The organism is Vitreoscilla filiformis (assembly GCF_002222655.1).
Taxonomy (GTDB): domain Bacteria; phylum Pseudomonadota; class Gammaproteobacteria; order Burkholderiales; family Burkholderiaceae_C; genus Ideonella; species Ideonella filiformis.
The window spans coordinates 1,584,670-1,605,789 of the sequence record NZ_CP022423.1; the positions used below are offsets into that span (position 1 = coordinate 1,584,670).

At 64.1% G+C, this 21,120-nt stretch carries 28 protein-coding genes; 16 read left to right on the forward strand and 12 right to left on the reverse strand.

Annotated elements, in window-relative coordinates:
• Positions 1 to 61: 61 nt before the first annotated feature.
• From VITFI_RS07510 to VITFI_RS07565, 12 genes are all read right to left on the reverse strand, one after another.
• Positions 62 to 301, reverse strand: a complete 240-nt coding sequence (locus VITFI_RS07510) for a hypothetical protein (RefSeq protein ID WP_089415255.1) — start codon at positions 299 to 301, stop codon at positions 62 to 64.
• On the reverse strand, positions 298 to 1,527 hold the full coding sequence (locus VITFI_RS07515) for an ExeA family protein (RefSeq protein WP_089415254.1): 1,230 nt from the start codon (positions 1,525 to 1,527) through the stop codon (positions 298 to 300). Before VITFI_RS07515 ends, VITFI_RS07510 begins: the two co-directional genes overlap by 4 nt.
• A gap of 12 nt (positions 1,528 to 1,539) precedes the next feature.
• Positions 1,540 to 1,842: a hypothetical protein gene (locus VITFI_RS07520; protein WP_089415253.1), complete on the reverse strand. Its 303-nt coding sequence runs from the start codon at positions 1,840 to 1,842 to the stop codon at positions 1,540 to 1,542.
• On the reverse strand, positions 1,842 to 3,653 hold the full coding sequence (locus VITFI_RS07525; protein WP_089415252.1) for a DDE-type integrase/transposase/recombinase: 1,812 nt from the start codon (positions 3,651 to 3,653) through the stop codon (positions 1,842 to 1,844). The genes VITFI_RS07520 and VITFI_RS07525 overlap by 1 nt, the downstream gene beginning before the upstream one ends.
• A 23-nt stretch (positions 3,654 to 3,676) precedes the next feature.
• A complete protein-coding gene (locus VITFI_RS07530; RefSeq protein WP_089415251.1) occupies positions 3,677 to 4,633 on the reverse strand; it encodes a recombination-associated protein RdgC in 957 nt (318 codons plus the stop codon).
• Between the two features lie 24 nt (positions 4,634 to 4,657).
• Positions 4,658 to 4,972, reverse strand: a complete 315-nt coding sequence (locus tag VITFI_RS07535; RefSeq protein ID WP_089415250.1) for a hypothetical protein — start codon at positions 4,970 to 4,972, stop codon at positions 4,658 to 4,660.
• A gap of 11 nt (positions 4,973 to 4,983) precedes the next feature.
• A complete protein-coding gene (locus VITFI_RS07540) occupies positions 4,984 to 5,952 on the reverse strand; it encodes a hypothetical protein (RefSeq protein WP_089415362.1) in 969 nt (322 codons plus the stop codon).
• 72 nt (positions 5,953 to 6,024) lie between these two features.
• Positions 6,025 to 7,230 carry a hypothetical protein gene (locus tag VITFI_RS07545; protein WP_157725500.1) on the reverse strand — a complete coding sequence of 402 codons (1,206 nt, stop codon included), beginning with the start codon at positions 7,228 to 7,230 and terminating at the stop codon, positions 6,025 to 6,027.
• Entirely contained in the window at positions 7,227 to 7,550 is a 324-nt protein-coding gene (locus VITFI_RS07550; RefSeq protein WP_198301549.1) for an IclR family transcriptional regulator, read from the reverse strand. Before VITFI_RS07550 ends, VITFI_RS07545 begins: the two co-directional genes overlap by 4 nt.
• The gene (locus tag VITFI_RS07555) at positions 7,547 to 7,957 is read right to left on the reverse strand and encodes a hypothetical protein (RefSeq protein ID WP_089415359.1); all 411 of its coding nucleotides are present in this window, start codon (positions 7,955 to 7,957) and stop codon (positions 7,547 to 7,549) included. The genes VITFI_RS07550 and VITFI_RS07555 overlap by 4 nt, the downstream gene beginning before the upstream one ends.
• Complete coding sequence (locus VITFI_RS07560) at positions 7,954 to 8,637, reverse strand: KilA-N domain-containing protein (RefSeq protein WP_089415358.1); 684 nt, start codon at positions 8,635 to 8,637, stop codon at positions 7,954 to 7,956. Before VITFI_RS07560 ends, VITFI_RS07555 begins: the two co-directional genes overlap by 4 nt.
• Before the next feature lie 69 nt (positions 8,638 to 8,706).
• Positions 8,707 to 8,997 (reverse strand): DNA-binding protein, encoded by a 291-nt coding sequence (locus VITFI_RS07565; RefSeq protein ID WP_089415357.1) that lies wholly within the window; start codon positions 8,995 to 8,997, stop codon positions 8,707 to 8,709.
• A 45-nt stretch (positions 8,998 to 9,042) separates the two neighbouring features.
• Here VITFI_RS07565 and VITFI_RS07570 point away from each other — a divergent pair, with 45 nt between their 5' ends.
• The 16 genes from VITFI_RS07570 (at position 9,043) to VITFI_RS07640 (ending at position 21,117) form a co-directional block, all read left to right on the forward strand.
• Entirely contained in the window at positions 9,043 to 9,354 is a 312-nt protein-coding gene (locus VITFI_RS07570; RefSeq protein ID WP_089415356.1) for a hypothetical protein, read from the forward strand.
• Between the two features lie 190 nt (positions 9,355 to 9,544).
• Positions 9,545 to 9,979: a helix-turn-helix domain-containing protein gene (locus VITFI_RS17870; RefSeq protein WP_157725499.1), complete on the forward strand. Its 435-nt coding sequence runs from the start codon at positions 9,545 to 9,547 to the stop codon at positions 9,977 to 9,979.
• Position 9,980: 1 nt separating this feature from the next.
• A complete protein-coding gene (locus tag VITFI_RS17875; protein ID WP_157725498.1) occupies positions 9,981 to 10,568 on the forward strand; it encodes a hypothetical protein in 588 nt (195 codons plus the stop codon).
• Between the two features lie 107 nt (positions 10,569 to 10,675).
• Positions 10,676 to 11,101 carry a hypothetical protein gene (locus tag VITFI_RS07580; RefSeq protein ID WP_157725497.1) on the forward strand — a complete coding sequence of 142 codons (426 nt, stop codon included), beginning with the start codon at positions 10,676 to 10,678 and terminating at the stop codon, positions 11,099 to 11,101.
• A 48-nt stretch (positions 11,102 to 11,149) separates the two neighbouring features.
• Positions 11,150 to 11,491 carry a hypothetical protein gene (locus VITFI_RS07585; RefSeq protein WP_089415353.1) on the forward strand — a complete coding sequence of 114 codons (342 nt, stop codon included), beginning with the start codon at positions 11,150 to 11,152 and terminating at the stop codon, positions 11,489 to 11,491.
• A 6-nt stretch (positions 11,492 to 11,497) separates the two neighbouring features.
• Entirely contained in the window at positions 11,498 to 11,797 is a 300-nt protein-coding gene (locus VITFI_RS07590) for a VpaChn25_0724 family phage protein (RefSeq protein WP_198301548.1), read from the forward strand.
• 3 nt (positions 11,798 to 11,800) lie between these two features.
• Complete coding sequence (locus VITFI_RS07595; RefSeq protein WP_089415351.1) at positions 11,801 to 12,385, forward strand: phage protein Gp27 family protein; 585 nt, start codon at positions 11,801 to 11,803, stop codon at positions 12,383 to 12,385.
• Between the two features lie 7 nt (positions 12,386 to 12,392).
• Positions 12,393 to 12,734: a hypothetical protein gene (locus VITFI_RS07600; protein ID WP_089415350.1), complete on the forward strand. Its 342-nt coding sequence runs from the start codon at positions 12,393 to 12,395 to the stop codon at positions 12,732 to 12,734.
• The gene (locus VITFI_RS07605; RefSeq protein ID WP_198301547.1) at positions 12,676 to 14,358 is read left to right on the forward strand and encodes a terminase large subunit domain-containing protein; all 1,683 of its coding nucleotides are present in this window, start codon (positions 12,676 to 12,678) and stop codon (positions 14,356 to 14,358) included. The genes VITFI_RS07600 and VITFI_RS07605 overlap by 59 nt, the downstream gene beginning before the upstream one ends.
• 157 nt (positions 14,359 to 14,515) lie before the next feature.
• On the forward strand, positions 14,516 to 16,126 hold the full coding sequence (locus VITFI_RS07610; protein WP_089415349.1) for a DUF935 domain-containing protein: 1,611 nt from the start codon (positions 14,516 to 14,518) through the stop codon (positions 16,124 to 16,126).
• A gap of 1 nt (position 16,127) precedes the next feature.
• A complete protein-coding gene (locus VITFI_RS07615) occupies positions 16,128 to 17,789 on the forward strand; it encodes a phage minor head protein (RefSeq protein WP_089415348.1) in 1,662 nt (553 codons plus the stop codon).
• Complete coding sequence (locus VITFI_RS07620; RefSeq protein ID WP_089415347.1) at positions 17,773 to 18,006, forward strand: hypothetical protein; 234 nt, start codon at positions 17,773 to 17,775, stop codon at positions 18,004 to 18,006. Before VITFI_RS07615 ends, VITFI_RS07620 begins: the two co-directional genes overlap by 17 nt.
• A complete protein-coding gene (locus tag VITFI_RS07625; RefSeq protein WP_089415346.1) occupies positions 18,003 to 18,548 on the forward strand; it encodes a phage virion morphogenesis protein in 546 nt (181 codons plus the stop codon). The genes VITFI_RS07620 and VITFI_RS07625 overlap by 4 nt, the downstream gene beginning before the upstream one ends.
• Positions 18,549 to 18,585: 37 nt before the next feature.
• Entirely contained in the window at positions 18,586 to 19,719 is a 1,134-nt protein-coding gene (locus VITFI_RS07630; RefSeq protein ID WP_089415345.1) for a phage protease, read from the forward strand.
• A gap of 31 nt (positions 19,720 to 19,750) precedes the next feature.
• Positions 19,751 to 20,179, forward strand: coding sequence for a hypothetical protein (locus VITFI_RS07635; protein WP_089415344.1), 429 nt, complete (start codon positions 19,751 to 19,753; stop codon positions 20,177 to 20,179).
• A 47-nt stretch (positions 20,180 to 20,226) separates the two neighbouring features.
• Positions 20,227 to 21,117, forward strand: coding sequence for a Mu-like prophage major head subunit gpT family protein (locus tag VITFI_RS07640; RefSeq protein WP_089415343.1), 891 nt, complete (start codon positions 20,227 to 20,229; stop codon positions 21,115 to 21,117).
• Positions 21,118 to 21,120 lie beyond the last annotated feature (3 nt).

Here is a 21,120-nt window from a genome sequence, read left to right on the forward strand (position 1 = left end):
TTGTTGTCGAGGGAAACTTCGCCGGTAGCCGACCGGCAACGGGGCGCATGGGCGCCGGGGATCACACGCGCCAGATGCGTCTGAGCCTGGCGCGCAGTCGAGTGCGCTGGATGGTGGTCTCGGACAGCATCTGGGCCAGCTCGATGCGCAGTGCTGCGCTGTAGTTCAGCTCGGTCTGGATGTGCGTGCGGTACACCGCTTCACGGCGGGCCAGCGTGGCCAGTTGGTGTCGCAGCCACACCACTTCCAGGCGATACAGCCAGGAGCGCACAGCCCAGGCCAGGGAGGTGGCGGTGTTCATGCCATCCGCACCACGTCAGCAGTCACCACCGGGGCGCCCAGCTCGGCGGCCTGATTCAGCGCCCGGTTGGACAAATTGTTGATGGCCAGCGGGTAGATGTCGCCTTGCAGCCGCGTGGCCAGGGCCGCGATAGCGTCCAGCTCGAACAGTTCGCCCAACTCCCGACCACAGTAGGCTTTGACGCGGTGGGCCATGTAGGCGGCCAGGTCGCCCGACTTCACACCCAGCGGGCGCAGTTCGACGATCTCGGTGCGTTGCAGCACTTCGCGCACATCGTTCTTTTGCAGTTTGTCGGCCAGCTCCTGGTGGCCCACCATCAGGATGCCCAGCAGTGGAGCCCGACCCACGCGCATGCGCTCATGCAAACGCTTGAACTGGTTGAGGGTGGTGGAGGGTGAGTCGTGCGCCTCTTCCAGAACCAGTACATGCGCCCAGCCCGCCTTGCGATGTTCTTCCAGCAGTTTCAACACTTGGCGGGTGCGCGCCTCGGAGGTTTGGGCCACGGTGGCTTTGGGGTCGAGGTCGAGCACGATGGCCGCCAGGATGTCGCTGCTCTTGAGCGGCTTGCCCTTGGTGTCTTTGTCGGCCATGCCCACCACGCTGGGGGCGATGATCTTGAGCAGTTTGTTCTCGCGCTGGATGCGCTCTTTCAGGTCGCCCAGGATGGTGGTCTTGCCTGAGCCACTCTCGCCTACCAGGGCCAACATGCGGGCGTTGAGTGCGGCTTGCCACACCATTTCGCGCACGAACCGGATTTCGGCATTGGCGAACAGGTGAGCGTCTTGTGTCACCTCGTCGTCGAACGGGCCGGTGAACAACTTGAAGTGCTTGCGAGCGTCGGTGGTCAGGCTCTGTTTGGCGATCAGCATGGTGTCTTCCTGGTTGGGTGTGGTGCGGGTGTTGGGGTGGGTGCCAGCCCGATGGGCGCGGCGCAGCGGGGGCAACAGAGAGGGCTTGTCGGTGGTGCTGGGGGCGGTTTGGGTGGCATCCGGTAGCGGCTCGAACAGGTGATCAAGCTGCTCGGTTGGCACGCCCAGGTCAGCGAGCGAGCGGGTGACGGCCTGGCGCAGTTCGGCCTGATCGCGGCGCTTGGGCCACTGCCCATGCAGCGCCAGTTGTGACAAACCTGCCGGTGAAATGCCCGCCGGTTCAGCCACTTGGCGCAGGCTCAACCGCGAGGCGGTCAGCACGGTGTGCAGGCGCAGGGGGTGGGTGTTGGGGGTCATGACTTGAACCCCTCAAACCTGTGAAAACGTGCGTTTGCGGTAGACGGTTCCCACCAGCACCATTTCCCCAGGCCCCGTGCGCTTGTAGATGGCTGCGCGGCCTTCGTGCTCGCTGGTTTCAATGAACAAGCTGCGCGGCAGGGCGCGGATTGCATCCTCCAGAGCACCAATCGCGGCCCGCTCTTCTGGGGTGGTTTCGTCGGTCTTGAGGGTCGAAGTTTGCTGTTCTTCAAACCGCTCCAGCAGCAGCTCAGCCGGCGTTTTACCGGTCGCGGCCTTCACGGCACGGGTAATTTCTTTGATGCTCTTGCTCATCACAAACCTCCCACCGCACGCAGCGGCATCGGGGCCACGGGCTGGGCAGCGGGTGCGCTTGGCGCCAGTTGCTCGGCCAGGGTTTCGAGTTGGTCTTCGGGCACGCCGTCGGCGCCGAACCGGGCTTGCACCCAGCCGTACACCTGGGGCGTGTAGCGCTCGCCCAGGCGGCGCTTCAGCTCTTGGCACGCCTCGGGCACCGTCAGGCGGCGGGTGGATACCGCCCGGTCTTCCACCGCCACTTGGTGCCCGCGCTTGGGCATGTAAGTGGGCAGTTGGGCGGCATCCGCCTTGTGCATGGCAAACGGGTCAACCTGCCCGGCAAACACAAGGCCACCCTTTTCTTGGCGTTCCTTGGCTTCGTCCAGCGTGTCGCCGCCGTAGGCGGTTTGCACCACCGCATCCCGGTTCACGTCCAGCAAGCCACGCGGCGCGGCGCGCAGTTCCTGGCCGCGCTGCGGTGCGTCGGTGGCGTATCCGGCACTGGTGAACGTCACCGCCTCGAACGGCATCCACGCCAGGCGCCCGGTGCTGCCGTCCACATAGCCAACCTCGACGCTGGGCGGGTGGTACGGGTCGGCCACCACCGGCACCATGTCCCCAGCCTTCACGCCCGGCAAGTGGCGCACGCGGTAGCTGTGGCGGCTCACCTTGCCATCGGCCCCACGCAAGGCGAAGGTGATCTCCAGATTCGTGTCCACCTTGCGCTTGATCGGGTGCGCCCGCATCAGGCGGCGCATCACATCCGCCGGGGGAGCGATGCGCAGTTGGTCAGCGGTGATCGTCAACCATTGCGCATGGCGCGGGCGCCCGTAGCGGCTGTGGTTCTTCGTGCCGCAGTACCAGTGGCTCCACAGCAGCGCCTTGTCGTTCAAGTCGTCCAGGCTGGCCACTTTGGCAAAGCGCAGGCTGGCCAGCTCGAAGTGGATTTCCACCAGGTGGTGGGCCTTCTCCACGCTGCCGTTGGAGCGTGAGCGGTGACGCTCATGCACCAGCACCTTGGACTTCAGGCGCTCGCACAGGTTGAGCACCGGCGCCGAGGTGTTGGCCGCACCTGGGTCGAACTCCAGATGCAGCGGCACCCCGTGCATCGGGTGGCGTCCGCCCTTGTCACCAAACGCCCAGATCAGAAACTCACCCAGGTTGGCCGCTGATTCACTGCCCAGGTAATACCGGGTCAGGAAATCATGGGAGTTCACATCGGCGGCGGTATACCGAATCAACCGTTCTTCCTGGACGCGGGTGATATTCGCCGGCTTATTCTTGTAGAACTTCTTTTCGTCCATCACCTGCAACCCGGTGGCGTTGCTGAGGTAATAAACAACGCACACCGATGCATCCACTTGCCAGAACTGGTTCGGGTGCTCCGTGGCCACCTGAATCGCCGGCTCCGGCAGGCGCAACTGGTCGGGGTGCAGCCCGGCTTCGCGCAGCAGCACCAGCAGCCTGCTGGTGGAAAGCTGGGTGCTGATGAGCCCCACCGTGTCGTGGCGCAGCAGCTCCACCGCGTCATCGGCGGTCATGCGGTTGATGCCTTTGCGTCGGAAGGTGCCCATCAGCGCCGCGCTGATCTTCATCAGCTCATCGTGGGTCACGCCACGCTTGCCCGCATCGCTGCGGCGCTTGCGCCCCGTGTCCCGGCCGAGCTGCTCGGCCAGTAGGCGGTGGATGGTGCTGCGCGTCACGCCAAGCTGCGCCGCCGCCTCATCCGCAATGGCGCCGCACTCGCCGTGCGCGGCCTTGTCCAGCCGGGTGCGTACCTCGTGCAGGTACAGCACTTGATCGGCTGAAATTTGATGGCTCGGAGGCATGGTGCCCGCTCCTTGTGTGGGGGTTACGCCTGGGCGGTGGCAGCGGGTTGCCCGATCGCCAACTTGCCGCCCAGGGCGTTCATCAAGTCGGCCAACATGCGTTGCAGCTCGGCGGTCATCAGCACCGCATCGGTGCGCCAAACCTCCTCGGCGTCAGGCCAGCCGGGGCCGCCCGCCGTCTTGTTCTCTTCCAGCACCACATCGGTGAGGGCCACGTTCCGCAGCGTCCAGGCATCGGTGAGCACAAAGGTCATCCGGGTATCCCACTCCAACGCCAGTTGCTTGGCGGTGTAGCCCTCACGCACATGGGCACGCACTTCGTCCGTCACCAGCGAGTGGTTGACGTAGCGCACCTTGGCGCGGGTTTCGTCCTGACGGTGCAGCTCGGCGGAGCGGCCCAGGCACAGGCCAAACGACCAGGGTGCATCACCGCTGCCCAGCCAGGTGGACATGGCCGCAGCCGGGGAAACCTGCGTCTGCACTGGCGTCACCACAAGGCCGGGGATCATCCGCACCAGCGCCGTCACGATGTCCGCGCCGCGCTTGGCGCTGGCGCAGTCCAATGCCAGCCAGCCGTTGTCCGTGTCCAGCCACACCAGCGTGGTTTCTTGGAGGGCAAACGCACGGGGCAACAGCTCAAACTTGGCTGCTTCGGCCAAATCCTTGGCAGCCGTCTTGCCGGGGCGGCGCCCGGTTTCCTTGTAGATGGCCTCGGCCATCTCTGCCACCCGCGCCTTCAGCGCCTGGGTGGGCACCTTCTTGGTTTCGGTCTTGTAGGCCAGCATCCAGCCGTGGCAGAACAACGGCTGCACCAAAGCGCCTCGGGTCGCGCTCGGGTCGGCCGGATCAACCCAACCAGCCGAATGTTCCTTGGCCGGCTCGCAGGGGCGGAACTCCTCGCGCACCAGCGCAGGAATCAGGTCGGCGCACCGGGCAGGGTTGGTGCCGGTGATGGCGTACAAAATCAGGTTCTTGAACATGGTCGTTTCCTTGGGCGAGGGTTGTCAGGCTTGGGCGGGGGTGACGTGGCAGGGCACCCAGGCGCGGCCCTGCTTCAGGGCGCCAATGGCCAGCGCTGCATCCATTCCGGCCTGGGTCACTTGGTAGAGCAGGCTGTGGTCGTTCAAATACGGCTTGCAGCACATCAGGCCCTTGGCTTCCAGTTGCTGGGCCAACTGCGCATCGGCACCTCCTTTGCGCACCACAAATGAGTTGCGGTAGGCCGATTGCCGGCGGCTCAGGCCGGTGCAGTCCAGCAGCGCCCGGCGCTGTTGTTCGTTGAGGGAGCGGATGTCAACGGTGGTGGGGTTCAGGCTCATCGTGGTTCTCCTCACGCGGTGGTGTCATCACTGGGTTGCTGCCAGGCGGCGTTCATCCAGGCGGGGCGGGTGCCCAGGGCGTCGTCGCTCACTTCCACTTCCAGGCCGTGTTCAATCACCACTTCGCGCAGCGTGACCACCACGTAGGTCAGGGCTTGCAGGGCTTTGGTGCGCAGGGCTTGGTTGGTCTGGTTGGCGCAGATGTCAGCCACCACCACGCCCAGGCGGCGGGCGCTTTGGGCGCTGGCGTCGGCGGCCTTGGCCAGCTCTTCCAGGGCGGCGTCTTCGGTGGCGCTGCGGGTGCCCAGTTCGGGGTTGGGCGTCCAGGGGCGGGCCAGCTTTTCTTTGGCGGCGTTCAGGTCGGTGCTCACCTGGGCCAGCACGGCGTCCTTGGCTTGCAGGGTCTTCGTGGCGTCGTCCAGCTTGGCTTCGAGATCCGCCTTTTGCTTGGCGTGTCGTTCCACCAGTTCTTCGGCCAGGTCGAGGAAGGCGGCTTTGTCACCCGTCTTGGCTGTCTCGATCAGCAGGGTCTTGGCGTCTTCGGGCAGGCGGCGGTACTGCTTCATGTCCCGGTAGCCGATGCCCATGCGGGACATGCTTTCCAGAGCCTCTTCGCCAAAGCTTTGCAGGTTTTGCAAGTCGAGATCGACCTTGTCTTTGGAATAACCCAACAACTCGCAAAACTCCTCCCAAGTTCCGCGTAATGCCGAACCGTTCGGCATTTGCTTCCCCGCAAGTTGTTGATAAAGCTTGTTTTCTCGGACGAATGCCAGCTTAGTCAGCCGAACCGTTCGGCTAAATTTGGCAATGGCATCCGCCATCTGGGCTTGCCCAAGAAGCTGGTTCAGCAAGTCACGTTCTGCACTGGTGCCGGCTTGCAACGCGGCCAGCGTGTCGGCGGCGGCGCGGTCGGCATCCAGGGCGCCGGGGGCGAGTTCAACCAGGCGGGTTTCACTGCGGGGGGTAGGGGTGCGGCTCATCGCAGGGTCTTTCAATCAAGGGTGGGAGTGGTTGAAGGGGGAGCGGAAGGCGGCTGCATGCCGCGCATGGCCTCAAGAAAGGAGTCCCCGCCGCTCCCGGCCCCGTCGTCGAACAGGCGCAGGGTGGTGGCCATGCCCTCCAGTGCTGTCTCGGCCAGGCGGTTGGCGAACACCGTGATGCCCGCCATCACATCCAGGCAATGCACCTGCTCCTTGCCAAACACCTCCACCGCCCGGTGAGACAGCGCCAAACACAGCAGCGTGGACAGACTCAACTCCAACCGCTGATCGGCCCGTGGGACTCGGTTGGACATCTCCAGGCTGATGAACGCCAACTGCGCGGCGCCCAGAGGAATCTCTCCCAACGGCTTGGCGCACATGCCGCCAGGCGTTGGCGAAACGCTGCCGGATGGCAGAGGGAATGCGGGTGTGCTCACGGTGCGCTCCTTGCAGATGTGGATGGGTATCAGTCGAGACGTGGGGATTGCGGGACGGGGCAGCCGCAGGGCTTGCCAGTGCCACCGCCCACAGCAGGGCGGCAACACCTTCGAGCAGCGCGCCTTGCAGCAGCGAGCCACCCAACCCGATGACGGCGGGGCTCCACCCCGTCAGCTCGGCCAGTCGGGCGTCCACCGGGTCGGTGGCTGCCCGCTGGCGTTGCGTGTCAGCGGTTTGGGCGTCGGCTGCGAGTTGGCGGCGCAGCTCGCCCACGCGCTGGGCTTGTTGCGCCGTCTGCTCAGCCGCTCGCAGGTGGGCCACTGCGGCACTGGCCCCCGTGGCAGCAGCGGTGCAGCGGCCAGGCGTGGTGCTGTCACACAAGCGTTGGGCCGCTTGGGCACGCTCGGCCTTGGCTTGCGCCTTGGCCAGCGCGTCGCCCGCCTGAGCCAGGGTCGGCGTGCCAGCCAATGAGGCCAGTTCGTCGCGGGCCACTTGGGCGGATTGGCTGAGCGTTACCTCTGCCGTGGCCCGAGCATCGCCCGCCCGGTGTCCGGCGCTGGCGTACCAGTGCGCCTGGTTGTAGAGCGTGGCCACCAGACACAGGCCCGCGACCAGCCACGCCATGCGCCAACCTCGCAGGGCCAGCCCAGGCAGCAGGTTGCAGCCCAGGGCCAACACCGCAGCGGTGACGACGTGCAGGCCCTTGTCCGTCGCGGTGCTGCCGCGTTCGACGGCCGCCAGAGCGGCCATCGTCAGGCTGGCGCCCGAGGCCATGGTGGCCAGCACCACCAGCGCGGCGCGGCTGGTCGGGGTCATGGGGTGATGAGGGACGGCCATCATTGCGCGCTCCCCAGGTAACGGCTGGTCAGGCTGTCCAGCTCGGTGCGAGCGCGTTGCAGGTGTTGCGCTGCGGTCAGGCCGATGCGTACCGGGGCCACACCCAGGCGCCAGCGGCCGGTGTCAGGGATGCGCTCGACCCAGTGCTCGGCTTCGAGGGCCGGCATCACTTGGCTGATCCAGCTCGGCGCCACCTTCAGGCGCTCGGCCAGGTCGGCGGGAGAGAGGCCATGCACTTCGTGGCCGGCCAGGGCTTGCAGGGCACGCAGGGTTTTATCCACCGAGGTGGGCATGCGAGCGGAGGAGGCAGAGACGGGGCTCATGCGTCGTCCCTCCCCACGTCGTGCAGCAGCTCGGTGAACATCTGGTGCGTCACGTTGGAGGTGAAGCACAACAGGGCGCGATCCGGGCTGATGAATTCCCAAGGGGTGCCGGGTGTACCGACTTCCAGCCAGCAGCGGGTGGGAGACAGCCACGCTGTGCCGTCACCTGCGCGGCGGGTGTGCATGGCACGGGCGTCTTGCACGTCGCTCAGTTGCAGGGCCCAGCCGGGCACGTTCAGTTGAGCCGCTGCGCGTTGGCGCAGGATCAGCCGGACGGTTTCGGCACTGAAGTTCTCGTTCAGTTCGGCGAAGGCCCACAAGGTGCGGGCCAGGGGTTCGTCCACGCGATTGACACGAGCGCGCCACAGCACGCTGTAGACGTTGATCGGTTCGGTGGGGTGGGTCATTGCGCCACTCCCCAATTCAGGCACATCTGCTTGTTACCGGCAATCAGGCGCTCGGCGGTTTCAGGGAAGTAGCGCAGGCGGATGAACTCCACCGGGTTGATGAGGCCCACAGCGATCATTCGGCGGATGGCGTAGCCCACGCTGGTGGCGCTGCGTTTGAGCATCTGCCCCACCTGGGCGTAGGTGTGGCCGTCGAACACCAGGCGGCGCACGTCTTGCCAGTGCGGGCGGCGGCTGAACCAATACTTCTCGGCTTGCGTCAGTGGCTTGACGTAGTTGCCGGTCATCAGGGCGTCGTAGGCGCGCACCACCTTGAGGAAGAACTCGGGGCTGATCCACATGGCGTAGCTGTAGACCAGCTCTTTGCACACAAACGTGCCGCGTGACTCGTATTGCCCACCTCGTTGGTCGCTGATGGGTAAAGCAGGAATTCCTGCTTTACTTTGGAAAGTGACACCCGAAATTTGGGTATCACCTTGCGAAACATCTTCTGCACGTAAAGCAGGAATTCGGGCTTCACTTTCCAGCACAGCAAGCTGTGCTTTCGTCGCCTTGTTCGCCAGCCACAGCGAAGGGCGATGCCGGTTGTTGTTGCCTGCCGCCTTGTGCAAGTCGTTCAGGCAGTAGCGCCCGGCGCTATCGCGGCGGATCGCGGTGTTGAGGATGGAGAGGTCGTTCATGGCATTGGCTCCAAAAATAACGAATAAATCAGGGGGTTAGGCGCGGCTTCCAGGGCGCCAGCGGCGCGGCTACGTCGTGGCTTGGCGGCCCGACGCCGTGGCAGGGCGTTGGTAGGCCGGGGCGTTGACGGCACACACGCTGCGCGTCAGCTCGCCGGCCTTCATACCCAGCAACACGGCAATGCGGTGGCTTTGGCCCCGGTGGCAGGGCTTGCGTCCTGCCAGGATTTCGTAAACCAAGCTACGGCTGACTTTGTGCTCAGCAGCCCAGGCGGAAATGGAGACGCCCTTGGCCTCAAATTCGGCGCGCGCCGCCTGGGGCGGCTTGAGCCATTGGGTGGTTTTGGTGGCGGTGCTCATGGGTGCAAAATGGTGTGAAGTGGTGTTGTGTCGAAAGGGAGAAAGATGGAAAACGTTTTTACAGAAGCCGACCGGCGGGCGCTGGTGACTGCGCTGGATGCGATGCAGGCCCAGATTCGTGATCTGGAAACCGACCATGCAGCGCTACAAGGTGTGTTGACGCTGCTAGTTCGTCTGCTGGGGGCAGAAGGGGTGATCAGCGTCGGCCAGTTGGTTCAGGAGACTCGCCAACTGGCTGAGACCCAGCCGGGCGAGCCAGAGTGGCAAGAGCGGCTGCAACAACTTGCTGGCGTTCTTGACGTGCTTTCTCCCGCTCTGAAGTCGAAATTGGCACGTAAAGGGGCGCCGGCCCGTTGACGGTGTGTTTGGCCCACGCCGCCACCTGGCCGCGTAACCGCAAGTACCTCAGCACCACCTTGGCGGCATAGAGGGAAAGTGTCTTGTGCATGCGTTCTCTCCTAAGGGCTAACCCGCTTCGCTGGGTGTGCGTTGTGCGGCGTTGGTGTGATTGTGGGGTAGTTAACTACCCTATGCAAGGATTTTTTTGATGAGTGTTGGAAGTCGTTTGATCGAAGAGCGAAAACGCCTTGGGATGTCTCAAGTAGCGTTTTATGAGGCTTGTGGGGTGTCAAAGAAGGCGCAGTTCAACTTTGAGAACGATGACAACCTGCCAGGCGGTGCGTACCTCATCGCAGCAGCGGAGCTTGGTGTCGATGTGCTCTATGTGCTGACAGGGAGGCGAGGAACGCCATCTGTTGCCGGCCCTGTTCTGCGTGATGGTGAAGCAGAACTGCTTGAGGGTTATAGGGCGCTGGATGCAAGGGGACGATTGAGCGTCAAGGCTTTTATTGCAGGAGTTCCATCAGGCGGTATGAGCGGGCAATCTAACGGTGGCCATGTCATCCAAGGGAGTAGCAATGTGGTAATAAGCCATACAGCTCCGACGCCTATACGGCGGCGGGCGAAAGTATCTGAAAAATAAAATGAGCACATTCGAAAAAACTCTTGTGACGCAGCACTTTGCACGAGCACTAGATCCATGTAAGCGCCCATACACCAAAAGCACTCTAATTGATCAGTGTGTTTGTGGTATTGCAAGTCGCGGGCGAGATGCCACAATTGATGCTTATATGAAAGGGGTGAGAGGAGAAAAAGTTAGGAATAGAAGACGTATGTTTCCAGCAGGCCCTTTGGGTGAAATTTTATGGGGAGGAACTAATGGTGAATTGATGTACGTACGATTTCCGGCTGCCGAAACGTTAGAGGCTCTGGGGGAGCGGCCAAATAAATTACAAGCGCTTGCACAATATTTTTGTGATAAATTAAACCAAAATCATGAAATAAACCCTCAGCTATCGCATATTATGCAGATCGCCATGGAAATTACCACGGTAAAAATTCATGACAGTGTTATTGAGGTGTTGTGGAAAGAAAGGCAGAGGCAGCCGGAATTTATGCGAAGCGTTTTTGTATTAATTTTAGAGATAGTGAAAATTGAAGATATTGCAATGCGTAGTCGCTGGAAAGAGTTTGACATCAAAAAACTACGGGCGACACGAATAAATGATTAGACTCGCATCCCCGCCGGGCGGGCTGGGTGGATTCAAAGATAGGCAATAAAACTATCAAACCTATCTGAGTAACAACCATCTAGCGGCCTCCACCAAAATGGGCCGCTATGAATACCGCCGCCACTCCACCAGAAAAACACCTGCCCGATCCGCTGGCCAGTGCCCTGGAGCGCATGAATATGCCCGACCAGGACAAGGCCGCTCTGCGCGCAGCGTTGGCTCAGGTGATGACGCCGACACAGGAGCTGCCCGCGTCGGTGGAGGTGGCCGCTGAGCCTCCCAAATGGTGGATGCAATCGCGCACCATGCTGCTCAATGGTGTGGTGGTTGCCTTGGCCGGAACGGCTGAACTGATGCAGGTCATCGAGCCCAACCTCGGGCTGCTGCACGACCTGCTGTCCCCATCCAGTTACGCCACAGTGCTGGCGGCTTTGGCCGGCGCCAATGCGCTGCTGCGCTGCGCCACGGCCAGCGGCATCACATTCCGCCGCCCCGCCATCCAGCAGGCCAATACCCCCCCTGCGGGAGGGTGAACCATGGGCCTGCCCCTTCACACCACCACAGCCCCCAGAGAGCGACGCATGGATGATTTCAGCAACCCGAGCTTTTGGCTCAGTGCCGGCTCTACGCTGGTCAGCCTGGCCACTGCGGCGGCGGTGTGGCTGCGCAAACCGGGCGAACAAGCGCTCGGTGCGCTGGCCGCCTTTGAAACCCGCCACGCCGAACAGCATGTGGCCGCCGACAAAGAACACCGCACCCTCGTGGAACGTGTGGTGGTGGTTGAGACCAAGCTGGTCAACCTAGCGACCAAGGGGGATGTGGCCGAGGTGCGCGGTGACGTGGATGCCCTGCGCCAGGCGACTGACCGTAATGGTCAGGTGCTGGCCCGCATCGAGACCTACCTCTTGACCAACCGGGGCTGAATCGCCATGAAACCCTACGCCCAAGTGCAAACCGAAGACCGCCGCCTGGTGCTGCTGCGCGCCCTGGCTGCGGCCTCTCAGTACCGCGCCAACGCGCTGCTGCTGCGCCGTTACTGTGACGCGGTGGGACACACCGTCAGCGCCGATGCCGTGGCCACCGATCTGGCATGGCTGGCTGAGCAAGGCCTGGCCACCACCGAGCAGCCCCAGGGCGTGCTGGTGGCGACACTCACCCAGCGCGGGCTGGATGTGGCCGAAGGCCGGGCCAAAGTGCCCGGCGTGGCCGCACCAATGCCGGGGGCGTGAGCCATGCCGCCCGTGGGGAAGATTGCCAAGCTGCCCGGTGACATCCGCAAGTGGCTGCACCAGACGCTGGTGGATCGCGCCTTTGGCGACATCACCGGCGTGACCGATGAGCTGCGCGATATGCTCAAGCAGGCCGGCATCAGCATGAGCATCGGCCGCAGCACAGTGGGGGATGAAAGCGCCCGGATCAAGCGAGCTGCCGAGGCCATCAAGGCCGCCACCGAAGCCACCCGGCTGATTGCAGAGACGGCCCGTGATGACGAGGACACGCGCTCAGAGGCTGCGTTGGCACTGGTGCAAACCGATGTCTTTGAAACGTTGATGGTTGTGCGCGAAAGCGAAGCCGAGAAAGACCCAGCGGCCCGGCTCAAGCTGTTGGACAAAGCGGCGTTGACGCTCACGCGCACAAGCCGTGCACGGGTAGCGCAGGCCCGCTGGCGGCAGGAGGTTGAAGAGCGCGCCAAGGCCGCCGCCGATGCCGTGGCCAAGATCACCAAGACCGGTGGGCTGACGCCGGAGCAGCAAAACGAGATCCGCGCCCGCATCCTGGGCATCACCAAAGTGCCGGCCAAGACGGCTGGGGCGTGAGGCATCCATGAGCGGCGACGCCTGGAACTTGAGGGAGTACTCGACCCAGCAGTTGATCGAGGAGCTTGCCCGGCGCGCCAATGAACAACCGACGAACAAGCCGGAGCATTGGTGCCATGAATGCACTCACTTTGTGACGTGGTACGACCAGCACCCCATGCCGCGCAAAGAGTGCCCCGACACCTACAACCCATGCACCAAAGGCCACGCCATGAAGTTCTTGCCGCCGGAAGATTACGACGACGAGTACGGCTTTTACCTCCCGGTGTGTGTTGACCGAGATTTGCAGCATGACCCATCCCGCCCAGATCCCCGCCCCGCTGTCCCTGCTCGCCCCCGGCGCCGCTGATGATGCCCCACCACCCGTGCTGCTGGCCTACCAGCAGCGCTGGCTGGAAGACTCGGCGCAGCTCAAGGTCATGGAGAAAAGCCGCCGCACGGGGATGACCTGGGCAGAAGCGGCCGACAACGTGCTGATTGCTGCCAGCGAGGGGGGGAGCAACGTGTTTTACATCTCCGCCAACCACGACATGGCGCGGGAGTACATCGAAGCCGTGGCCATGTGGGCCAAGGCGTTCAGCTATGTGGCCAGCCAAATCGGCGAGGGCATCTTTGACGACGGCAAAGACCCCACTTCCGGCCAGCAGCGACTGATCAAAACCTATGAGGTGAGCTTCCCGGCCACCGGGCGGCGCATCGTGGCGCTGTCCAGCCGCCCCAACAACCTACGCGGTAAGCAGGGCGTGATCGTCATCGATGAGGCCGCATTTGCCCCCGACCTGGCCGCACTGCTCAAAGCCGCGCTGGCCATGCTGTTGTGGGGCGATAAGGTGCGCATCATCAGCACGCATGACGGGGCAGATAACCCGTTCAACGAGTTGATCCAAGACATCCGCGCGGGCAAGCGTGGGCCCCCCACACAAGCCAATGTCCACCGCGTCACGTTTGACGAGGCAGTGGAAGCGGGCCTATACAAGCGCGTGTGCCTGCGCAAAGGCCTGACCTACACCCCAGAGGCCGAAAAGGCGTGGGCCGATGGAGCCCGCAAGCTGTACGGCGATGGCGCCGCCGAGGAGCTGGACGTGATCCCCAGCAACAGCGGCAGCCGCTACCTCAGTCTGGAACTCATCAGCCAGCGCATGACCGCACCGTGGCCCGCTGCGCCCACCGGCCCGGTGATCATCCGCAAACGCTGGGGCGATGGGTTTGCCTTCCTCCCCGAGGATGTGCGCACCCACGCAGTGGCCGGCTGGCTGGCCGAGTTTGTCACCCCGCACCTACGCCGCCTGAATCCGCAACGCCCCCATGCCCTGGGGCAAGACTTTGCGCGCAGTGGTCACTTGAGCGTCATCGCGGTGGGTGAAGAGGGCGCCGACCTCATCAAGCGCGTGCGCCTGGTGCTGGAGCTGGGCAACGCGCCGTTTTCGGTGCAACGGCAAATCCTCTGGCACATCATCGACCACCTGCCGCGCTGGCGCGGTGCGGCGCTGGATGCCTCGGGCAACGGCTCGGAGCACGCCGAGGCCGCTGCGCAGCGTTACGGCGCCATGTTGGTGGAGGGTGTGAAGTTCACCGCCCAGTTCTACCTGGCCAACATGCCTAAGCTCAAAGCGGGCCTGGAGGATGGGACGCTGGACGGCATCCCCCGCGATGAGCACCTGCGCGATGACCTGCGCAGCTTCGCGCTGGACAAACGCGGCGTGCCCGTGTTGCCCGAGGAAACGATGCAAAGCGCCGGCGCCCGCGCCGCTGCGGCCGAAGGCGGTGGCAAGGGCCAAAAGCGTCACGGCGACTTTGCCATTGCGCTGCTGCTGCTGGTGTACGCCTTTGCCCGCGAGGTGGGCGAGATCGACTTCATCCCGCTGCCGGCTACCGCTAGCGCCTGGGCAGAACAGCCCGAAGAGCGCCGCCGCGATGGCCCAGGCAATGAAGACGACTGGCACGCCTTTGATCTTGACCGAGAGCGGATTTAGCCCGCTCCCTCCACAACACCCGCCGCCGCATCCCAATCGTGCGCCGCAATAGCCCGCCTAAACTGTTTATAAACGTTTACAGGCCGTTGTCAGGCGCGCGGCAGGGGGTTGGAGGCACCAGCCCTGCCAATGGGCTTAAAACCGCGAAAGCCTGACCATGCCTGCCAGCACCATCGTTGATCAGCACGGCCGCCCGTTTGAGGTGGCTCCGATGCAAGAGCAGCAGACCGCCCGCGTGGCGATGTTGCAGCGCGACTGGGCCACCCACCCGGCCAAAGGGCTGACCCCAGCACGACTGGCCAGCATCCTGCAAGACGCCGAGCAGGGTCAGCCAATGGCCCAGCTCGACCTGGCCGACGACATGCTGGAGCGCGATGGCCACGTTTATGCCGAGCTGGACAAGCGCGCTGCCGTGGTGGTGGCCACGCCGCACCAGATCGCCCCGCCACCCAACGCCAGCGCTGCCGAGAAAGCGTTGGCCGAGGAAGTGGCTGAATGGGTGGAGGAGCTGCCGCTGGCGCAGATCAAGAAAGCGGCGATGGATGCCGTTTTGAAGAGTGTTTCAGCCCAGGAAATCCGCTGGGAGATGCAAGGCGGGGCGCTGCTGCCCGTCAGCTTTGAAGCGCGTCCCACGCGCTGGCTGTGCCCGGACGAGCGCGGCACCCGCTGGAACCTGCGCGATGGTTCCAGCGCCTACGGCCAACCGTTGCTGCCGGGTTGTTGGCTGCTGCACCGTCACCGCAGCTTGAACGGCTACATGACCCGTGACGGGCTGGTGCGGGTGCTGGCCTGGCCGCATCTTTTCAAATGGGCCAGTGACACCGACCTGATGGAGATTTTGGAAATTCTGGGTATTCCCATGCGCATCGGCACCTTTCCGGTGGGTGCGAGCGACACGGAGAAAAGCCGCCTGATGCAGGCTGTGGTGAGCCTGGGGCGCAATGCGGCGGGGATCATGCCTGCTGGCATGAAGATCGATCTCATCAAGGGGGCTGAGGGCACCGAGGGGCCCTACCTGTCGATGGCGCAGCGCATGGACGCGGTGCAAAGTAAAGTGATCGTGGGGCAAACGCTCACCAGTGGCGAGGGCCAGCACGGCACCCAGGCGCTGGGCAATGTGCACAACGAGGTGCGCATGGACATCCGCGATGCCGATCTGGCCCAGCTCGCCACCACGCTGACCCAGCAGTTGCTCTGGCCGATGGTCGCGCTCAACAAACCCGGTGTTGACCCACGCCGCGCCCCGCGCTGGAAGTGGCTCACCGACCAGGCCGAAGACCTGAAGACGTTTGCCGAAAACCTGCCGAAGCTGGCCGCCGGGGGAATGCGCATTGCCGTGTCGTGGGCGCACGATCGGCTCAAAATTCCGATGGCGGCGGAAGGTCAGGCGGTGTTGGGTGCTCCCGCCCCCGCACCGTTGCTCGTTCCGCCCCCGCAGCCGGCGCCTGCCCCGGCCCCCAAGGCCGCTGCCGCACGCGGTGCCCTGCCGCCCACCCCAGCCCATGGGCCGCATGATGTGCTGGATGATGTGATCGAGGCCGAGCTGACGCACTGGAAGCCGCTCATGGCGCCGCTGGTGCAGCCGCTGCTGGATGAGATTGACAAAGCGGCGGCATCGGGCGAATCGTTGGAGAGCTTGCGGGCACGTATGGCGCAAATGGCTGCGCGCATGGATACACGTCCCCTGGGTGAGGCCATTGCTCGTGCGGGGCAGAAGGGCGCTGTGTTGGGAGCAGCGGATGTCAATCTGACCCAACCGGGGGTGTGACATGCCCATGCTGAACCTGGGCCAGATGACACCCCGCGATGCCGTGCGTGTGTTTGCAGAGCGCGGCGATCTGCTGCCGTCGTTCCGATGGCAGGATGTGTTCCAGGACGAACACGCGCGCGGCGTGGCCGTGGCTGGCGTAGCGCGGCTGGACATCCTGAACTTGTTCCAGGGCACGCTCGACCAGGCCATCCAGGAGGGGCGGGGCGACAAATGGTTCCGCGAGGCCATGCGGGGCGAGCTGGTGGCCAAGGGATGGTGGGGTGACATCGAGATCACCGACCCTGAAACGGGGGAGGTTCGCACGACGCGGTTTGATGACCGTCGCCTGAACCTCATCCTCGACACCAACACCCGCATGACCCATGCGGCGGCGCGCTGGCAGCGCATGGAACAGCAGAAGGCCCGCAAGCCCCTGGGGCTGTACCAGACGATGCACGATGGGCGGGTGAGTGCCCAGCATGCGTTGTATGACGGGGTCTGCCTGCCGTTGGACGACCCATGGTGGAACACACACTACCCACCGTGCCGCTACCGCTGCCGCTGCCAGGCGTTTTCACTCGACGAAAAAGAGTTGCAAAGGCGCCAGGATGCCGGGCAAACGATCAAGCGGACTGCGCCGGCTGAGCCCGACATCGAGTACATCCACCCCGGCACAGGCGAGGTGATGCAAGTGCCCATCGGCGTGCACCCGAACTTTGCCTACAACCCTGGCAGGGCTGGGATGCGGGACAAGGGGCTGGTGGATGCCATCAAAGCCACGGCGCCACTGTTGCCTCCCCAGGTGGCGCAGGTGGTATTGGCTGACATCGTGCGCGCCATGCCCGACTTGGCGCCTCAGCTCAGCACGCCACTGACGCCGCACCAGTTTGCTCAGGGGCTGAAGGATGCGCGGCTGGAGCCCTACGAAATCACCCCTGCCCAACTGCATGCCCTCACAGACGGGCGACTGGATCCGCAGGCCCTGGTGCGCGCCATCACTGGCACAGATCAATTGCCACCACCTGTGATGGGTGGGGAAAACGCATCGTGGATGGTGGTGATGAAAGAGCGCAATGGGCCGGGTGTGACGGTGCGCGGGCACAACGTGCCAATGCCAGGCGGGACAGCCACGATGCTCACGCAGACGTTCGACTTCAACACGGGCACGGCCCGGCTGGATTTGCTGGAACTGCCCGAGGCCATGCAAGGCGCAGGTGTTGTCAAGCGGTTGATGTCGGCGTTGGTGCCCGAGTACCAGCGCATGGGGATGCGGCGCATCGAGTTGATTGCCAACCTGGACGTGGGCGGCTACGCCTGGGCACGCTACGGGTTCGCCCCCGTGCCCAAGACGGGCACGTTTGCCTATTCACGAGGGGTTGATCCGCTGGCCCTGTTGGCACAGCAGACGCTGCCTGCTGTGGCGCGCCAAGAGCTGGCCGACTTCCAGAGCGCGTTTGACGCGCTGCAAGACGACAATCGCTGGGTGCGCGACCTGCTGTCAGTGGACACGCCTGCGCTGAATGTCATCCTGGCGGGTGTGCCGGAATACGCCCACATGCCGGGGGGTGTCACACTCATGAAGGCTCTGCTGATGGGCAGCGCCTGGGAGGGCATGCTGCCCTTTGATGATGCGCTGGCGATGCGCCACTTCTGGAGTTATGTCCATGCCTCTACCAAGTGACTTTGACCCGTTTGCAGGCGATGCCCTGCGGCCTCGCGGTGATGCCATGTACCAAATGGTGGGAGGTAGGCCGACCAATGCGGCGCTGCACCACTCCATCCTCGACGGCGGCCCCGCTGAGGTCGATGAGGAGTTGATGGCGGCAAACCGCGCCCGTGCGATTGACGGGGGCGTACCGGTGGATGTAGCGGAGCGGTTGTTCAAGGTTAAAAAATGAGCAACGACGCCGGATTGGTCGGGGATTTGATTGGTGAAGAGCGGCTGCTGGCGCTGTTGCGCCAAGCGGTTCAGCGACTGGACAACCTCCAACCGATGTTGGAAAACATCGGAGCAGACTGGGAAGGGCGCATCCGAGAGCGGTTCAGCACCAAGCAAGCGCCAGACGGCAGTGCGTGGACGGGGTTGTCCCCCGCTACGCAGAAGCGGTACGACGCTGAAGATAAGGGCCGCAGCCAGGGCACTTTGCTGGAACGCACGGGGACGATGCGGGACTCGTTGGCGTCTCAAGTGGATAACCGCGACAAGACCGCACCGACGCTGGAGGTGCTCATGTCCCGTCGGTCACACGGCGGAAAGACGGGGCCACTGGGCGGTGAGTGGAGCATCCCCCTGTTGCACGAATACGGCACCCACCGCATGCCGCGACGTGGGTTGTTCACTGCTGACCCGGAGCAGGGTGAGCTGGCGCCGGTAGATCGGGACGCTATTTCGGATGAGGTGGCGCACTGGCTTGCGGCCTCATTTACCAATCCAACCTGAGATATGAGCTTTCAGGCGCTGGCCCGAGCATGTGGCCATGCGCTACTTGCTCGCCCTCCTCTCCTCCACCCTGGCCCTGTCGGGCAGTGCTGATACCTCCCAGGTGCAGGTGCTGCCGTTTGGCGAGTTTGCTGCGCGTGACGGCAGGCCAGGCCCAGGCAAGACCTGGAAGCTCACCGACGCTCAGGGCCGCGCCCTGGCTGCCAAGCTGAACGCCACGGCGGCCAAGACGCCGCTGGTAATCGACTACGAACACCAAACCCTCCAAGCCGAGGAAAACGGCAAGCCGGCCCCTGCTGCGGGCTGGATGAAGGCCTTCGCCTGGCGCGATAGGCAAGGCCTGTGGGCCACCACTGACTGGACGGAGGCCGCCAAGGGGTACATCGCAGCGCGCGAGTACCTCTACATCAGCCCCGTGCTGCGCTACGACCCGGCCACCGGCGACGTGGTGGGCCTGGAGATGGCCGCCCTCACCAATTACCCCGCACTGCTGGGCATGGCTGCCGTTGAGGCACGCCTGCGCGCCCAGCTCCACCCCCAGGAGCCCACCGACATGGATTTGCTCAAGCTGCTGCAAGCCCTGTTCAACCTGCCCCAGGCCACGGCCGAGCAGATGCACAGCCACATCACCACCCTGAAAGCCAAAGCCGAGCAAGACGCCGCCACGGCCACTGCTGCCGCTGCGCTCAAGACGGCGCTGACCCAGCTCAAGACCGACCTGGGCCTGCCAACCGAAGGCGACATCACCGCCCCGCTGGCGGCGCTCAAGACCAAGCTGAATGGCGGCACGGGCGATGCCGCCGGCATGGAGGCCCTGCGCGGCATGTTGGCCACGACCCAGAGCGAGCTGGCCACGCTCAAGGCAAGCGCCCAACAGCGGGAGCTGGATGAACTGCTGGCCGCTGCCATCCCCACCAAGTTCGTACCGGCCATGCGCGCCGCGCTGGAAAAGCTGGGCAAGACGGACATCGCCCAACTGCGCGCGATGGTGGAGGCCCAGCCTGCGATGAACGCCCCGCTGCTGGATGGCCAGAACGGCGGCAAGAGCCCGCCGCCGGGCGACCCCAATGCTGAGCTGAATGCGACCGAGCTGGGCGTGTGCCGCGCGATGGGTCTCACCCCCGAGGCCTACAAGAAGCAAAAAGTGGCGATGGCTGCGGCCAACGCCTGACCCACCCTCCTGACCGCACCGAGGCGCACCCATGACTGCTCTCACCTCTGATCGCAACGTCCGCACGAAGGGCTGTGGCCCGCGTGTGTTCCCCGTCGGCGCCAGCATGTTGCTGTACGCCGGCGCGCTGGCCGCCATAAATGCCAGCGGCTACCTCGTCAAGGGCAGCACCAGCACCACGCTGCGCGGCGTGGGCGTCATCACCCGCCGCGTGGACAACTCCACCGGTGCCAATGGCGATGTGAAGGCCGAGGTGTCGGCGGGCTGCTGGCCGTTCAAGAACAGCACCAGCACCGACCAGATCACCCGCGCCCACATCGGCATGACGCCCTACATCGTGGATGACCAGACCGTGGCCCTGACCTCGGGCAGCTCCACCCGCAGCACCACGGGCGGCCAGATCTGGGATGTGGACGACGACGGCACCGTCTGGATCTTCTGGGGCGGCGACGAGTGCTGATGCAGCACTGAAGCCACGCAACCAACAGTCTCAAGGACACACGCACCATGCAAGTCACCACCCACAACCTGCGCACGCTCAACGTGGGCTACAGCGCGGCGTTTGCCGAAGGCCTGGGCGCTGCCCCGGCGATGGGTTTGCAGTTCGCCACCCCGGTGCCCAGCACCACAGCCGAAGAGGAATACGCCTGGCTGGGCTCGACCACGAGTTTCCGGGAATGGCTGGGTTCCCGGCAGTACCAAAGCCTGGAAGAGCACGGCTACACGATCAAAAACAAGGAGTTTGAAAACTCGTTCAAGGTCAAGCGCACGGCCATCGAAGATGACCAGCACGGTGTTTACGCCCCGGTGTCGCGCCAGCTCGGCCAAGATGCTGCGCTGCACCCGGATGAACTGCTGTTTGGCCTGCTGCAATCTGGGTTCGACACCAAGTGTTTTGATGGCCAGTACTTTTTCGACACCGATCACCCGGTGGGTTTGGCCGGCAACCAGTCCAGTTTCTCGAACTACGACGGCGGCTCGGGCACGGCGTGGTATTTGCTGGACACCTCGCGCTACATCAAGCCGCTCGTGTTTCAAAAGCGCCGGGACTACGCCTTCAACGCGATCACCAACATCAACAGCGAGCGCGTTTTCGAAATGAACGAGTTCGTTTGGGGCGCTGATGCACGGGTGAATGTGGGTTTTGGCCTGTGGCAACTGGCCCGTGCCAGCCGCCAGACGCTGGACGTGAGCAACTACGCCGCCAGCCGCGCCGCAATGATGAATGTGCGCAGTGACGCCGGGAAACCCCTGGTGGTGCGCCCCTCCGTGTTGCTGGTGCCTCCCTCGCTGGAGCGCCAAGCGCTGGACATCCTCACCGCCGAGCGTCTGGCCAACGGCCAGAGCAACACCATGCGGGACACCGCCAAGGTGGTGGTTTGCCCCTGGCTGTCCTGAGCC